Genomic DNA, 14,155 nt, shown 5'->3' on the forward strand with positions numbered 1-14,155 from the left:
TCATAGCTTTTAAAACCTTACAAACAACAGATTACACCAAAACTTAGTATTTCAGTTTGGTCCACAAAAAAAGCCTTTCATTTCTGAAAGGCTTATTACTTTTGGGTGGAAGACCGGGTTCGAACCGGCGACTTTCGGTACCACAAACCGACGCTCTAACCAGCTGAGCTACAACCACCATTTTAATTGGGTTGCAAAGATAATTGAATAGTTAATATCTGCAAACATTTTTTCGAATTATTTTAAATCAAATATCGAATTTACGGCCACATAACGCTCAACTGTATAACCCTCAGCATGTTCCACACCAATTAATCTTCCTAAATTTCTTGCTCTATAGTCTACGCTATCCGTGAAGTTTTTACTAGATATCGGAGTTTCAGGCTCTTGACTATCCGGATCAAAAAATTGTGTCTTATACGCTAAAACCGAAGCCTTCTTTTTTTCCATATATCCCGTAACATCAACCACAAAATCCGGTTTTATATCTTTCCATTGTATATAATGGTATACCGCTTTTGGACGCCAAGGATCTTGTGCCCCTGTTTCGTCATCATAATGGGTTTCAATTTTCTTTAAACCACTTAAAAAACAAGCATCACTGACCAACTGACTCCCTTTTGGATGATCTATATGCCGATCGTCAATAGCATTACAAAGTACAATTTCTGGGCGGTAGTAACGGATCATTTTAATCAACTCTAACTGATGTGCTTTATCATTCTTAAAAAAGCCATCGGCAAAGCGCATATTAATTCTAGAATGCACGCCTAAGATTTTAGCGGCATCAAAAGCCTCTTGATCTCGCGTTTCTGCTGTACCTCGTGTTCCTAACTCGCCCCGAGTCAAATCTATAATGCCTACTTTTTTTCCTTTGGCCACTTCTTTGGCTAAAGTGCCTGCACAACTTAATTCTACATCATCAGGGTGCGCTCCAATCGCTAATAGGTCTAATTTCATCTTCAATTTTATTTATCTGAATGTCAAAAATATTAAAAAGAAGACAGATTGTCGATTTCTTTTTAGTTCGCAAACGTTAGCGTCTGAAAATAAGTTGATTTTATGACCAAAATCACTAAAAAAATGAAAAACGTCTCATAAAATCAAAGTATGACTTTCGTCATAAAAAATCCTTCTTAATGCCTTTACCTTTACACCATAATTAAAACAGAGCATTCGTTTGAGCTTTGAAAAGTCTATATAATAAAGAACATTTTTAACGTCTAACGTTAGAGTTTCAAAAAACATAGCCTGTAAAGCACATTCCTATCAGGATTACAAAATAAAGGCGCCTTGATCCTACTCTTTTTTAATTGTATTGTGAAAGCCATCATAATGGCGAGTTAAACTTAATATGAAATAAAAAAAAATTAAATCATGGAAACTTTATTAAATAACCCAATTATGAAAACAAGAGATCTGACAAAGTACGGCCTAAAAGACACCACGGCACATTGGAACCTTTCTCCTGAAGAATTGCAACGCATTACAATAGAAAAAGGCATGGGAAAAGAAACCGCCAATGGTACCCTCGCTATTAATACCGGAAAATACACCGGACGTTCTCCTCAAGACCGTTTTATTGTAAAAGATAACTATACTGAAGATCGTGTATGGTGGGGAAAAACGAATAAAGCCATCTCTCCAGAAAACTTTGATCATTTACAGGCTGAAATTACAAAATACTTAAGCGGAAAAGAAATTTATGTAAGAGATGCTTACGTTTGTGCAGATCCTGAATATAAAACGAATGTAAGAACCGTAACTGAACTTCCTTGGTCTAACATGTTTACTTATAATATGTTTTTAAGATCTGACGAATCAGAATTAGAAAACTTTGAAGAAGAATGGTTAGTACTATGTGCTCCAGGATATGAAGCTACAGACCCTAAAGCCGTTGGTTTGCGTCAAGGAAACTTCTCAATCTTAAACTTTACTAAAAAAATAGCTTTAGTTGGTGGTTCTGCTTATACAGGTGAAATTAAAAAAGGAATTTTCTCTTCTTTAAACTTTATCCTTCCTGTTGAAAAGAATGTATTACCAATGCACTGTTCTGCTAACGTTGGCGAAGCAGGAGACACAGCAATCTTCTTTGGATTATCTGGAACAGGCAAAACAACTTTATCTGCCGATCCAAAACGTAAATTAATCGGTGATGATGAGCACGGATGGACTGCTGAAAACAACATTTTTAACTTTGAAGGTGGATGTTATGCAAAAGTAATTGACTTATCTGAAGAAAAAGAACCAGATATCTTTAGAGCTGTTAAGCCAGGCGCTATATTAGAAAACGTAGTCTTCAAAGACAATGGAGAAGTTGATTATATGGACAGCAGCATCACACAAAACACACGTGTAAGCTACCCTATTTATCATATCGATAATATTCAAAAGCCTTCATTTGCAGGAAACCCTAAGAATATTTTCTTCTTAACAGCAGATGCCTTTGGGGTATTACCTCCAGTATCTAAGTTAACTCCAGGTCAAGCGGCTTACCACTTTATCTCTGGTTACACAGCTAAAGTAGCAGGTACAGAAGCTGGAATTACAGAACCTGTACCATCATTCTCTGCTTGTTTTGGAGAGCCATTTATGCCATTACACCCAACGGTGTACGCAGAAATGCTTAGCAAAAAAATGCAAGATGCCGGTGTAAATGTATGGTTAATCAATACAGGATGGAGCGCAGGACCTTACGGTGTAGGATCTCGTATTAAATTGAAATATACTAGAGCCATGATTACGGCTATCCTTGATGGGGAATTAGACAACGTAGAGTTCTCACAACACCCAATCTTCGGATTATTTATGCCAAAAGAATGTCCTAATGTTCCTAATGAAATTTTAGATCCGATGAACACTTGGGCAGAAAAAGGCCAATACATTAGTAAATCTATCCAATTAGCACACTCTTTCCACTTAAACTTTGAAAAGTTTGCTAGTGAGGCTTCAGAACAAATAATTGAAGGTGGCCCATTAATTGATGAACACCACCAATTAAACGACCACGTTTAATCATTTCCATGATTGTTAAGAGCCCTATTTTAGGGCTCTTTTTTTTATTCTTTATATGATGAAAAATAATTTACTTCTCATATGGATTCTACTCCTTTGGAGTTCTACCCTATTCGCTCAGAAAACTTCCGAAGATTACTTTGGGGCTTGGTATACAGTTGGTGTACAACATCGATTTTCAGACCATTTTAGCCTAACGCCTTATGCTGAACTTCGTTTTTACGAGCCCACATCTAATTATAACCTCACGTTTTTAAGTCTTAATGCTAATTATCATTTTAAAAACAGCCAAACCCTTACGCTAGCCTATGCTTACTTAGATATAGATAGTGTTCTCGATGCGGATAATATGCCCAATACTATTGAGAACCGTATTATGGAACAATACAGTAAAAAACACAAATTGGGAGCCTTAAGCCTACAACACCGATTTAGACTGGAACAACGCTTTCTAAAGTATACCGATAGAAACGAAATACAACACCGATTCCGTTACCGCTTGAGCCTTAAATACCCCCTTAATAGCACCTTTTTTTTAGGATTACGAGAAGAGGCTTTTGTTAATTTTCAGGATCAAGTTTTTCATGAAAATCGATTTTATATCGGCCTTGGTATATACATAAAAAAACAGGTTCAACTTCAAATGAGCTATATGAAACACCACGTCAGAAAGAACAACTTAAACAGAATTCAAGTTGGTCTTAGCATACAAACAGGCTCTAAAGCACCAAAACCTACTGCAACGCCGCAATAGCTTGCTTAATATCTGCTTTGAGGTCTTTTACATCTTCTATCCCAACTGAAAAACGAATTAACTGATCGCTAATTCCAACAGCATCACGCTCCTCTTGCGTTAACAAAGCATGCGAGGTTAAATGCGGAGAGATCACCGTACTTTCTACCCCTGCCAAACTCATGGACGATTTAATTAATAGCAGTGCCTTTTGAAACTGGTAAGCATCTAAGCCTTCAACCAACTCAAAAGACAACATAGCACCAAATCCACTCATTTGTGATTTCGCTAATTGATATTCTGGGTGCGATTTTAAACCTGGGTAATACACTTTGGCTACCTTAGGGTGTTTAAGCAACCATTTGGCCATCTTAAGGGCATTTTTGGTTTGTGCTTTAACACGCAAGCCTAAGGTTTTCATGCTACGCTCTAACATCCAAACCGTCATATCACTTAGGTTGCCTCCTAAATTTTTACCAACGTTCCAAATCCGTTCTATATGCGCTTCGGAACTGGCCACAACACCCGCTAAAATATCACTATGTCCACCTAAGTATTTGGTGGCTGAATGCATCACCATATCGATCCCTAAATCCATAGGATGCTGATTTACCGGCGAAGCAAACGTATTATCTATAGAGGTTAAGACCCCTCTAGCCTTCCCTAACTTTGCTATAGCTTTAATATCCGTAATGGTCATTAAAGGATTGGAAGGTGTTTCAATATGAATTAATTTTGTATTCGGTTTAATGGCTTGGTCAAAATCTTTAACCTTATAACCATTAGTAAACGTATATTCAATACCGTACTTCGGAAATTCCTCTTTAATAAAATTTACGGTTCCTCCATACAAGGTATTTTGTACGACAATATGATCACCTTGTTTTAAAAAAGCCAAAAACATAGTACTAATGGCTGCCATACCTGAACCAAAAATTAAGGCGGCCTCAGTATGTTCTAAAGCAGCTATTTTCTTGGCCAAATAGGCTTGGTTGGGCGTATTAAAATAGCGCGGATAACGTTTTACTTCAACATCTAAAAACTCATAAGACGAACTTAAATACATTGGAGACACGGCTCCTTTAAACTGTTCATCTTTAACTTCTCCTACGTGTGTACAAACGGTATTTAACCCTAATTTCTTTTTAGACATCTTCTTTTTAAATTTGTTCTAAAATTAATAAAAACCCTATGAAGTCTTGTTAATTATAAACCAAAAAAAATTGGTTGCTCCACATAACGTTTTGCAACCAATTTAATAAATATATATACGGAATACCGTTTATTTCTTGTAATACTTACGGTGTTTTACGTAGGCTAAAATACCCAATACAGCAATCACACCTAAGGTAATAGCGATAAATTGGAAACTTAAAATCTGATCACCACTAGCATAAGAGTGTAAACCTGACAAATAGAAATTAACACCAAAATAGGTCATTAATATACTACCGAAAGCTAAAATTGACATTAAGTTGTAAATCCAACGGCTTCTTAAACCAGGAACTAAACGCATATGAATAACAAACGCATAAATCATAATACTAATAAGCGCCCATGTTTCCTTAGGATCCCAGCCCCAATAACGTCCCCAACTTTCGTTGGCCCACATACCGCCTAAAAAGTTTCCTATCGTTAACATCACTAAACCTACTGTCAAGGCCATTTCGTTAATAATAGTAAGCTCTTTAATGTTAATAAGCATGCGTTCTTTATTCTCCTTATTGGTAAAAATCATTAACAATAAGGCCACAACTCCTAGGATCATTCCGATAGCAAACGGTCCATAACTTGCTACGATAACTGATACGTGAATCATTAACCAATACCCTTGTAATACCGGTTGTAAATTCGCGATAGCAGGATCCATCCAGTTCCAATGCGCCACCATTAAAATCATTGAACAAACAAAGGCCGAAGCTGCAATGGTTAAACTACTCTTTTTAAGGCCTAATAATAGACCAAATAACATCACTGACCACGCCACGTAAATCATAGACTCGTAAGCATCACTCCAAGGTGCATGACCCGAAAGATACCAACGTAAAATGAGTCCGCCTAAGTGTAAAACAAATAAGGCAATAATAACGCCAATAAAGACTTTTATAGCTACATCTAACCAAGCACTCTTATACTTAAAAATCTGAACAATAATTAAAATGAATAAAGCCGCACTAGCATACATATACCAGCTAAATAACTGCTTAAAAATATCATAATCGTTATATAAGATTTCAGCATTAATTTTTTCATCTGAAAGCATCACATCACTTCCGTAGCGCTGCTGTGTTTTCTTAATGGCCTCTAATAACCCTTCCGCTTTAGAATAATCACCAGTTTGTTTGGCATTATTTAGCGTCACTAAATAGGTACTAAATCCATTATTTATAAAATTACCATATAAGGTATCTTCTATTTTTTCACGGTAACCTTGCTCTCTAAATTCTAATGCTGAAATCCACTTGTTATTTTCATCATGAGGTACCGGGAAAATTTTAACCGTTCGACCTTCAATAGCATTGTATAATAAGTTCACTCTAGAATCGGCCTCTTTAACTTCCTTCTGAAACCCATTAGGTTCTGTAGTTTTATAAGCTTGCTCTAAATAAGGCGCTAATTTATAACGGCCTTCTGGGGTAAAGAAATCTACAAGTTTCGCGTGTTCATCTTCAAAATCTACACCAATAATAGTTCTAATAGAATCTGCTTTTCTAGGCTTTAAATAAATGATCGGTACGTTATACCACAGCATCGGACTTTCTTGAATAGATAAGAAAACCTGATCGGCATCAAAATCTTCATACACATCACTTTTACTCAGTTTTCTAAGCATTTCTGAAGCATAGGTATGCATTGGCATCATGCGTCCACTATAATCTTGAACTACCATTTTTGAGAATTCTGCCGTATGGTGTTGTGGCGTAATATGAACGGCAAGGATAGAATCTATTTGCGCTTTTGTGGTTTCTTTTTGATGGTTATGGCCATCGTTTTCTGAATGCTCTTGCGTAAAACCGGAAAAACTCACTAAAAGCAACAACATAGACATCATTTTTGCTTTCTTCTGCTTTATTTTACCTAAGCGTGTTCTTATTTCATCAAAACGGGTATGCTTCGCGAAGAGTATTGCCATTAAACCAAAATACAATAGGAGGTATCCGGCATAAGTAATATAGGTTCCCCAAAAATCATGATTTACAGATAAAACTGTTCCTTTTTCATCGGGATGGAAACTGGCTTGAAAAAAGCGGTATCCTTTATGATCTAAGACGTGATTCATGTAAATTCTATAATCAAAATCTTCACCTTCTTTGTCTAGAACAGTAATTTTACTTTCGTAAGATGAATAGGCATTTTCTGTGCCGGGATATTTTTCAGCAATAAAATCGTTCAATTTAATATCAAAAGGAAGTTTTAAAACTTTTGGTCCGTATTGCAAGGCAATCTCTAAACCTCCTACATTAAACTCTTCAAAGCCTGTATTGGTTCCTGGTCCACCTAAAAGCCCTACTTCTTTGGTTTCACCATTAGCTGTAACCTTTAAAACAAGGCCGTCATTATCATTCTTTAATAGCTGTGATTTTTTTACAATTCCAAAATCCCCCTTCACTATTGGTTTTGGTAATACAATTTGCATATTACCAATAACGTAACGCGATCTTAAAATTAAAGGCTGTAAACTGTCTTTTTCTAACTTCCCAGAAGCCATAGTAGCCATGGTAAGATATTCACCTTCAAAAGGCGATTGAATATATAAGCCATCTTCCGTTTCTGAAATGTTAATCGCTCCTTCTTGAAATTTATTTAAAGACACCAGCGTATTGTGTAGGTTAACCACCTTACCATCTTCTAAAAAATGGTTATGCGGCGCACCATCACCAGCTTCAACAATTTTTAAATAACGTTTCCCGTTTTCATTCGGGATCACATCTTGCTCAGCACCTTCAATAAATTTTTCTAATTCTATATGAACATTAGTCCCACCATAATCAAAATCTTCACTGAAGCTATTGTCTAATCGTGGCGAAAAATCTACCATTTCTTCAATTCTACGCTGTTGGAGTTGGCCATTAACCTTGTAATTTCCAAGGATACGTCCGCTGATGTAGGTTTTCTGAGAGAAAAACTCGTTTACCGTCTCTCCTTCTCTAATAGGCATCATTCCTTCAAAACCAATATAACGGGTAATAAAGGCCCCTAACAAGATAAAAATAAAGGATAAATGCAGAATTAAAGTGGCCCACTTTTCCTTTCTAAGCAGTCGGTATCTAAAAATATTTCCAACGAAATTTATTACAAATAACAACATAATAGCTTCAAACCACCATGCGTTATAGATTAAAGTTCTCGTATATGGGGTTGGAGACGTATCCATATTACGATCTAAAATGGTTCCCACAGCCATGGCTACAGCAAAGGCAATAAATAAGAACGCAGTAAGTTTTGTTGAAAATAGGAAATTGGCGATTTTTTTCTGCATAATACTAGGCTTTTTTAAGCTCGCGCAAAGATATGTTTTTTACGTTTACCACCCGCCCTTTAACGCTTGTAATGGTGTTAAAATTGAAATAAAAAATGCGACTTATTGCCGTATGTTTCCTTTTAGCATTTTGTTTTGCTCTACCATTAATTCTTTTAAGTCGGTTAACAACTGAATATCCTTAGGGGTCACTACCGTTTTATCCTTTGGATTTTGAGATTTTGTACGGAGTTTATTCATGAATTTTACAATAATAAACACCGTAAATCCAATAATTAGAAAATCGAGAAACACTTCAGAAAGTTTACCGTAAGCCACAGCCACTTCACTAATTGTGGTTTCCCCAGAGGCATCAATGACAGCATCTCGTAACACCCACTTTTTATCGTTAAAATTGACACCATCAGTTAATAGAGATATTGGAGGCAGAATAACCTGTTTGGCTAAGACATCGATAACTTTATTAAACGCAGCACCAATAATTATCCCGATGGCCATATCCATCATATTTCCTTTAACGGCAAATTCTTTAAACTCTTTTAACAACCTCATAGTTCTTCTTTTTTATAGTTCTAATCCCTACAAATTTAGAAAGATGGTCTTGATAAATTTTAATTTCGAGACTTAAATATATGTATTTGCATAAAGGTACTCATCTTTTGAGCGCGGCGTTTGGCCTGCTCTGCCCTTTCTCCTTCAAATAGAGCATCTATAGTACTAAACCATAAATTAAGCCAGAGTCCAAAGTGTTTGGCACCGATTGAATGATTAAAAGCCTTATCAACTCTTACATGCGCCTCTAAAGGATTTCCTAAGTACTTCGTTTTTAAAAACAGGTTAGACTCCCAAAACGTCGTGAGCTGGTCTAAATGTGCATCCCAATCTTTAATTGTGGTATTAAAAATAGGGCCTAAAACAACATCTTGCCGTACCTTATCATAAAATGTAGATACCAACAAAAAAATATCTGCTCTCGATTTTATATCTTGTTTTTCCATGGTTTATTTTCGGCGTCTTAGAAGGATTAAAAACCCTATTAACCTTTAAGAAGGCTCCTTTTTTTATCGGGTAATTATGGCACTAAAATAAGAAATCTTATTACTTTTACAGCATGATATCAGTTGTAATACTAGGCGCAGGAAATGTTGCCACACATTTATATAAAGCATTTAGAAATGCTGAAAACATTGAAATTACGCAATGGTACAACCGTTCGCGTTCCGCTATCTCATCCTATGCCAATGCGGTAGAGATTACAGATAATTTAGAGGACTTAAAAGAAGCCGATCTTTATATTATTGCAATTAGTGACGATTGTATTGCTGAATTTTCTTCAGAATTACCATTTAAAGATCGTTTTGTAGTGCATACCTCGGGGAGCGTTGCCATGCATGATATTGATAAGAAAAACCAAATTGGTGTTTTTTATCCCTTACAATCCTTTTCAAAAAATGCGGAGGTTGATTTTTCTGAAGTGCCTATTTGCATTGAGGTTTATGAGAAGGACAACCTTCAGCTATTAAAAGACTTAGCGCAAGCCGTAGGTTGTAAAGCCCATAAAATTACCACAGAGCAACGTCAGACCCTACATTTAGCGGCCGTTTTTGTGAATAATTTCACCAATCAACTGTATAGAATTGGTCATGAAATCTGTGAGACCAAGAATATTGAATTCAATATTTTACATCCGTTAATTGAAGAAACCGCAAAGAAAATACAATACATGTCGCCTTTTATGGCCCAAACTGGTCCAGCAAAACGACATGATAAGAAAACGATAAAACGACAGTTAAAACTTATAGAAAAAGATTCTCATGCCTCTATTTATAAATTATTAACCGCCTCTATAAAAAGTACGCATGGGTTTAACAGCCCAAAACCTATTAAAACTACAAAAGCCTAAAACCTCATGAACGACGACAAAAGTTATAAAGAATACCTTGCCAATATCACCACTTTTATTTTTGATGTTGATGGCGTTTTAACCGATGGAACCATCACGGTAACCACAGACGGTGAAATGCTACGTACCATGAATATCAAAGATGGTTTTGCGCTAAAGACCGCTGTAGACACAGGGTTTAACGTTTGTATTATTTCTGGAGGTTCTAATGAAGGGGTAAGAAAACGTTTAGCAGGCTTAGGGATTAAGGATATTTTCTTAGGCGCACATCATAAAATTGAGCAGTTAGAACAGTATTTATCAGAAAAAAAGGTAAGCACAGCAGAAGTTTTATATATGGGCGATGATATTCCGGATTATCCGGTTATGAAACTTGTTGGACTTCCGTGTTGTCCTCAAGATGCCGTTCCGGAAATTAAAAGCATCTCTAAATACGTATCTCATAAAAATGGTGGAAAAGGCGCTGTAAGAGATGTTATAGAGCAAGTTTTAAAGGTGCAAAATCAATGGCAGAAAAATTTTAGTGCCAAACACGATTAAAGATTAAGTACAAAACGTTTCACAACATGTCCGCAAAAGGTAGAAGACATAGTACAGGATTTGGATATATTGGTTTTGGTAATAGTCAAGCTACTTTTAACCGAAAATCAGCTACACCTTACTCTAGATATAAGGAAAAATTAGATTTAGAAGCCCACCTCGACTACCAAATTCATTTTTTACACAAAGACCTTACAAAAGAAGACAAGCAGAAAATTAAAGACAAGATTAGAAAGCAAGAACGCCAACTTTTAATTAAAACGGTTATTGTTGGCAGTGTTATCTTCGGCATTTTCGCTGTTCTTGCCTATTTTCTAGTCACCACTATATTATCTCACTAATTTCTAAAATGATTCAATTTCTCAATTTAATTCGTTGGAAAAACTTATTAATGATTGCCCTAGTACAAATATTAGTAAAATATGCTTTACTCTTACCTTTTGTAGACTCTCATGGGCTTACCACAGCTTTAAAACCGTTTGATTTTGCTATTTTAATTTTGGCAACGCTTCTCATTGCCGCTGGCGGTTATATCATAAACGATATTTATGATGTTGAAACGGATCATATTAATCGCCCCGATAAAGTCATCATCAATAAATACATCAGCGAAGAAAAAGCGTTAATGGCTTTTATTATACTCAACGTTATTGGTGTAGGTTTAGGGTTTTATTTGTCTGACGGCCTTGGAAAATCTGGACTCGCCTCGGTGTTTGTTTTGGCCTCAGCCCTACTCTACATCTATTCATCTTATCTTAAAAGATTATTTCTCGTGGGTAACATTGCCATATCTTTAGTCGTGGCGTTAAGTATTCTTTTAGTCGGTATTTTTGAAGTGTTACCGTCTTTAGCACCTTCGAATAGAGTGGTACAAATTACGTTTTTCGAAATTATTTTAGACTATGCAATTTTCGCCATTATGATTAATATGATTCGCGAATTGATAAAAGACATCGAAGATATTGATGGAGATCATCAATCCGGAATGCAAACCTTACCTATTGTCTTAGGGCGCGACCGTGCCAACTATGTCGCTATTGGTTTTGCTACAATTGCTCTTTTTTCTGTAGTGTATTACGTGATTACCTATTTATTTAAGTTGCCTTTGGTTGTCGCCTATTTTCTAGTTTTTATAGTAGCTCCTTTAATTTACATTATTTTAAAACTACTCAATGCCAAGCACAAAGCCCATTATGTACATATTAGCCTGATCTTAAAATTAGTTATGCTTACAGGGATGCTATCATTACTGCTTTATAATTTTATTCTGAAATAATATGCTGAACGCGACCTTAAAAACATTCAACCTTATTTTAGCTTCAGGCTCTCCACGTCGACATGCGTTTTTAAGAGATCTGAATCTGGACTTTAGCATTCAGCTTCGCCCTGTTGATGAAGTTTATCCTGAAGATTTAAAGCGTGAAGCCATAACCGATTACCTTTCAAAATTAAAAGCCACACATTTTAAAGACGAACTAAAGGATAAAGACATTTTAATTACGAGCGATACTATTGTATGGTTAGAGGACCAAGCATTGGGTAAGCCTAAAGACAAGGCAGATGCTTTTAAAATGATTCAATCTTTAAGCGCTAAAACCCATGAGGTCGTAACATCTATTTGTTTTACCTTAAACACAGGACAGTACGTAGTAAACACCACAACTAAAGTGACCTTTAAACCCTTAACTTCGGAAGAAATCTGGTATTACATCAACACTTATAATCCTTTAGATAAAGCGGGTGCTTACGGTATACAAGAGTGGATTGGCGCTATAGGAATTACAAGTATTGAAGGGTCTTATAATAATGTAGTTGGTTTACCTACACATTTACTTTACAAAACGTTAAATACCATTGCAGAAGACCACTAGTCTCGTATCTTTATTAGAAAATTATCTCTTTTATAGTGCGCCTTTAAACTTCAGGCCATAAAGAAGCATAAATTTAATTCTTATGATGATACCGATGAGTAAACCCAAAGCATTTTATATTATACTTGCTGCTATAGGCTTTAGTGTCATGTCTTGTTCAGACACTAAAAAAACAACCTCACCCCAAATGGCTATTTCAGAACGCCCTCAAAAAAAAGCAACTCCTAAAACCAAATTATCGGAAGCGTTTAAAAACTATTGGTATAGCGGCGAAGCAGAAATTACATCTTATCGCTTAGAACAAGCCCGCTATGGAGAACTTAGAGAAGGAACTGCGGTTTTAGTTTTTGTAACTGAAGATTTTCTTCCTGAAGTTCAGGTTAAAGCCGACCATTATAGCGAAAACAACATCCGCGTTTTAAAACTGAATGCCACCAAAAATTTTAATACGGGTATTTACCCCTATTCCATTATGGAAAGCACCTTTTATCCGGTTGCCGATAATCAGCATGCCTTAAAAATTACAAATTCTGTACAAGAATGGTGCGGACAAACTTATATGCAGCTGAATAACCGGGATCGTTTTGAAATTCAATCGCATTCCTATTTTCAGCATTCTGCAGACCAAACTTTCGCTGTAGACAAAGCTTTAACAGAAAATGAACTTTGGGCAAAACTAAGAATAAATCCTAAAAAACTGCTGGTGGGTCCTATTTCAATTGTGCCGTCCTTAGAATATTTACGCTTAAACCATGAAGACGTAAAGGCCTATGACGCTTTAGCGACTTTAGATGAAGGCAGTTACACCCTATCTTACAACACTTTAAATAGAACCTTAAAAATTAATTTTAACCCCAATTTCCCTTATGATATTTTAGGCTGGGAAGAAACCACAGTTTATGGTAAGGGAGCAGACACTAAAACCTTAACTACAAAAGCCACAAAATTAGAAACACTTAAAACGGACTATTGGAATAAAAAAAGTAAAACAGATGAAAGCCTTAGGGAAACTTTAAAATTGCCGTAATATTCCGCAAAACTCAGTTATCTTTACGTTAAATACTTTCGTTCTATGGATTCCATTTTTCAGCGTTATAACAACCAAATTTTATATACCACTATACTCCTCATTGTATTATTTACAATTAGAGCACTCATCGTTATTACGGTTAAAAAAATTGGTAGAACTAGCGGTACTACCGAAGCTAGAGCAGGACTGATTGGACGTTACGCAACAGTAACTTTAGTCCTTATTGCCATTCTTATAGAAGCTTTTATTCTGGGCGCTGAAACTAGAGACATTACCTTAGTCTTTTCTTCCGTATTTGCCGTTATTGGTATTGCGCTTTTTGCCATATGGTCCATTTTAAGCAACATCACTTCAGGAGTTATTATGTTTTTCTCATTTCCATATAAAGTTGGTGACAAGATTAAGATCCACGATAAAGATTACCCCGTAATAGCTATAATTGAAGACATTAGAGCTTTTCAACTTATCTTAAGAGAAGATAATGGCAATTTAGTAACCTATCCCAATAATCTTATTTTACAAAAAGCTGTAACTTTATTACAAAAAGACGCCTTAGACGATTCAGGTTCGAGTATTCTATAAC

At 35.9% G+C, this 14,155-nt stretch carries 14 protein-coding genes and 1 tRNA gene; 9 read left to right on the forward strand and 6 right to left on the reverse strand.

The window, feature by feature from the left end:
• Nucleotides 1-103 precede the first annotated feature (103 nt).
• A tRNA-His gene (locus tag DFQ08_RS09390) sits at nt 104-179 on the reverse strand.
• A gap of 58 nt (nt 180-237) precedes the next feature.
• On the reverse strand, nt 238-960 hold the full coding sequence (gene bshB1, locus DFQ08_RS09395) for a bacillithiol biosynthesis deacetylase BshB1 (protein WP_114309772.1): 723 nt from the start codon (nt 958-960) through the stop codon (nt 238-240).
• Nucleotides 961-1,404: 444 nt separating this feature from the next.
• Here bshB1 and pckA point away from each other — a divergent pair, with 444 nt between their 5' ends.
• Both pckA and DFQ08_RS09405 read left to right on the forward strand, forming a co-directional pair.
• Complete coding sequence (gene pckA, locus DFQ08_RS09400) at nt 1,405-3,015, forward strand: phosphoenolpyruvate carboxykinase (ATP) (RefSeq protein WP_394347177.1); 1,611 nt, start codon at nt 1,405-1,407, stop codon at nt 3,013-3,015.
• A gap of 55 nt (nt 3,016-3,070) precedes the next feature.
• On the forward strand, nt 3,071-3,769 hold the full coding sequence (locus tag DFQ08_RS09405; protein WP_114309774.1) for a DUF2490 domain-containing protein: 699 nt from the start codon (nt 3,071-3,073) through the stop codon (nt 3,767-3,769).
• Here the strand turns inward: DFQ08_RS09405 and DFQ08_RS09410 are convergent.
• From DFQ08_RS09410 to DFQ08_RS09425, 4 genes are all read right to left on the reverse strand, one after another.
• Nucleotides 3,750-4,901: a trans-sulfuration enzyme family protein gene (locus DFQ08_RS09410; RefSeq protein ID WP_114309775.1), complete on the reverse strand. Its 1,152-nt coding sequence runs from the start codon at nt 4,899-4,901 to the stop codon at nt 3,750-3,752. The genes DFQ08_RS09405 and DFQ08_RS09410 overlap by 20 nt on opposite strands.
• A gap of 129 nt (nt 4,902-5,030) precedes the next feature.
• The gene (gene ccsA / locus DFQ08_RS09415; RefSeq protein ID WP_114309776.1) at nt 5,031-8,228 is read right to left on the reverse strand and encodes a cytochrome c biogenesis protein CcsA; all 3,198 of its coding nucleotides are present in this window, start codon (nt 8,226-8,228) and stop codon (nt 5,031-5,033) included.
• A 102-nt stretch (nt 8,229-8,330) separates the two neighbouring features.
• Nucleotides 8,331-8,780 carry a large conductance mechanosensitive channel protein MscL gene (gene mscL / locus DFQ08_RS09420; RefSeq protein ID WP_114309777.1) on the reverse strand — a complete coding sequence of 150 codons (450 nt, stop codon included), beginning with the start codon at nt 8,778-8,780 and terminating at the stop codon, nt 8,331-8,333.
• A gap of 59 nt (nt 8,781-8,839) precedes the next feature.
• Nucleotides 8,840-9,226 carry a group III truncated hemoglobin gene (locus tag DFQ08_RS09425; protein ID WP_114309778.1) on the reverse strand — a complete coding sequence of 129 codons (387 nt, stop codon included), beginning with the start codon at nt 9,224-9,226 and terminating at the stop codon, nt 8,840-8,842.
• A 113-nt stretch (nt 9,227-9,339) separates the two neighbouring features.
• Between DFQ08_RS09425 and DFQ08_RS09430 the strand changes: the two genes are divergently transcribed.
• The 7 genes from DFQ08_RS09430 (at nt 9,340) to DFQ08_RS09460 (ending at nt 14,154) form a co-directional block, all read left to right on the forward strand.
• Complete coding sequence (locus tag DFQ08_RS09430; protein ID WP_114309779.1) at nt 9,340-10,131, forward strand: Rossmann-like and DUF2520 domain-containing protein; 792 nt, start codon at nt 9,340-9,342, stop codon at nt 10,129-10,131.
• 6 nt (nt 10,132-10,137) lie between these two features.
• Nucleotides 10,138-10,671, forward strand: a complete 534-nt coding sequence (locus DFQ08_RS09435; protein ID WP_114309780.1) for a KdsC family phosphatase — start codon at nt 10,138-10,140, stop codon at nt 10,669-10,671.
• A gap of 26 nt (nt 10,672-10,697) precedes the next feature.
• Nucleotides 10,698-11,012 carry a hypothetical protein gene (locus DFQ08_RS09440; protein WP_114309781.1) on the forward strand — a complete coding sequence of 105 codons (315 nt, stop codon included), beginning with the start codon at nt 10,698-10,700 and terminating at the stop codon, nt 11,010-11,012.
• An 8-nt stretch (nt 11,013-11,020) separates the two neighbouring features.
• The gene (locus DFQ08_RS09445) at nt 11,021-11,947 is read left to right on the forward strand and encodes a geranylgeranylglycerol-phosphate geranylgeranyltransferase (protein WP_114309782.1); all 927 of its coding nucleotides are present in this window, start codon (nt 11,021-11,023) and stop codon (nt 11,945-11,947) included.
• A 1-nt stretch (nt 11,948) separates the two neighbouring features.
• On the forward strand, nt 11,949-12,542 hold the full coding sequence (locus DFQ08_RS09450; protein WP_114309783.1) for a Maf family nucleotide pyrophosphatase: 594 nt from the start codon (nt 11,949-11,951) through the stop codon (nt 12,540-12,542).
• Between the two features lie 94 nt (nt 12,543-12,636).
• Nucleotides 12,637-13,569 (forward strand): septum formation inhibitor Maf, encoded by a 933-nt coding sequence (locus DFQ08_RS09455; RefSeq protein ID WP_114309784.1) that lies wholly within the window; start codon nt 12,637-12,639, stop codon nt 13,567-13,569.
• A gap of 45 nt (nt 13,570-13,614) precedes the next feature.
• Nucleotides 13,615-14,154: a mechanosensitive ion channel domain-containing protein gene (locus DFQ08_RS09460; protein WP_114309785.1), complete on the forward strand. Its 540-nt coding sequence runs from the start codon at nt 13,615-13,617 to the stop codon at nt 14,152-14,154.
• The last annotated feature ends 1 nt before the right edge of the window (nt 14,155 follow it).

Origin of the sequence: Winogradskyella arenosi (genome assembly GCF_003337305.1) — a bacterium.
GTDB lineage: Bacteria > Bacteroidota > Bacteroidia > Flavobacteriales > Flavobacteriaceae > Winogradskyella > Winogradskyella arenosi.

Excerpts from the sequence above, each read along its gene's own strand:
- DFQ08_RS09460 (WP_114309785.1), top strand. The coding sequence starts at position 13,615 with ATGGATTCCATTTTTCAGCGTTATAACAACCAAATTTTATATACCACT.
- DFQ08_RS09410 (WP_114309775.1), bottom strand. The coding sequence starts at position 4,901 with ATGTCTAAAAAGAAATTAGGGTTAAATACCGTTTGTACACACGTAGGA.
- DFQ08_RS09450 (WP_114309783.1), top strand. The coding sequence starts at position 11,949 with ATGCTGAACGCGACCTTAAAAACATTCAACCTTATTTTAGCTTCAGGC.
- DFQ08_RS09405 (WP_114309774.1), top strand. The coding sequence starts at position 3,071 with ATGATGAAAAATAATTTACTTCTCATATGGATTCTACTCCTTTGGAGT.
- DFQ08_RS09425 (WP_114309778.1), bottom strand. The coding sequence starts at position 9,226 with ATGGAAAAACAAGATATAAAATCGAGAGCAGATATTTTTTTGTTGGTA.
- DFQ08_RS09440 (WP_114309781.1), top strand. The coding sequence starts at position 10,698 with ATGTCCGCAAAAGGTAGAAGACATAGTACAGGATTTGGATATATTGGT.
- bshB1 (WP_114309772.1), bottom strand. The coding sequence starts at position 960 with ATGAAATTAGACCTATTAGCGATTGGAGCGCACCCTGATGATGTAGAA.
- DFQ08_RS09435 (WP_114309780.1), top strand. The coding sequence starts at position 10,138 with ATGAACGACGACAAAAGTTATAAAGAATACCTTGCCAATATCACCACT.
- mscL (WP_114309777.1), bottom strand. The coding sequence starts at position 8,780 with ATGAGGTTGTTAAAAGAGTTTAAAGAATTTGCCGTTAAAGGAAATATG.
- pckA (WP_394347177.1), top strand. The coding sequence starts at position 1,405 with ATGAAAACAAGAGATCTGACAAAGTACGGCCTAAAAGACACCACGGCA.
- DFQ08_RS09455 (WP_114309784.1), top strand. The coding sequence starts at position 12,637 with ATGAGTAAACCCAAAGCATTTTATATTATACTTGCTGCTATAGGCTTT.
- ccsA (WP_114309776.1), bottom strand. The coding sequence starts at position 8,228 with ATGCAGAAAAAAATCGCCAATTTCCTATTTTCAACAAAACTTACTGCG.
- DFQ08_RS09430 (WP_114309779.1), top strand. The coding sequence starts at position 9,340 with ATGATATCAGTTGTAATACTAGGCGCAGGAAATGTTGCCACACATTTA.
- DFQ08_RS09445 (WP_114309782.1), top strand. The coding sequence starts at position 11,021 with ATGATTCAATTTCTCAATTTAATTCGTTGGAAAAACTTATTAATGATT.